Below are 445 nucleotides of genomic sequence, written 5' to 3'. Positions count from 1 at the left end.
CACGCCGTGCGCGCCCAGGCGTGCCTCCAGCGTGTCGGCGATCGCGCGCGGCTGCTCGAAGATCTCCTTCTGCATGTAGTGGCGGTATTCGCCGCGCTCGACCGCGTCGCTGGACAGCTCGCTCTCGTGCACCGGGCGCGCCACCGGCGTGCCGTCGAGGGCGAACACCTGCACGCTGTCGCGGGTGATCTCGACCACGTCGTTCTCGTCCAGATGCAGCATCTTGTTGGTGACCTGGATCAGCGCCTGCGCGTCGGAGCCGAGGAAGTTCTCGCCGATGCCCAGACCGACCAGCAGCGGCGCGCCGCGGCGCGCGCCGACCACGCGGTCGGGCTCGTCGCGGCTGACCACCGCGATCGCATAGGCGCCTTCCAGCTCGCGCACAGTGGCCAGCACCGCCTCGCGCAGCGACATGCCCTGACCGAGGCGTTCATCGATCAGGGCC

1 pseudogene is annotated in these 445 nt (G+C 70.6%); it reads right to left on the bottom strand.

The features are described 5' to 3' along the window. Positions 1–445, bottom strand: a pseudogene (locus DEO45_RS16305) (glutamine--fructose-6-phosphate transaminase (isomerizing)); the annotation flags it as partial.

This window comes from Rhodanobacter denitrificans (assembly GCF_003335105.1).
In the GTDB taxonomy this organism is placed as follows: Bacteria; Pseudomonadota; Gammaproteobacteria; order Xanthomonadales; family Rhodanobacteraceae; genus Rhodanobacter; species Rhodanobacter denitrificans_A.
The sequence above is the reverse complement of the archived record's forward strand: the minus strand, read 5'-3'. Positions and strand labels throughout refer to the sequence as shown.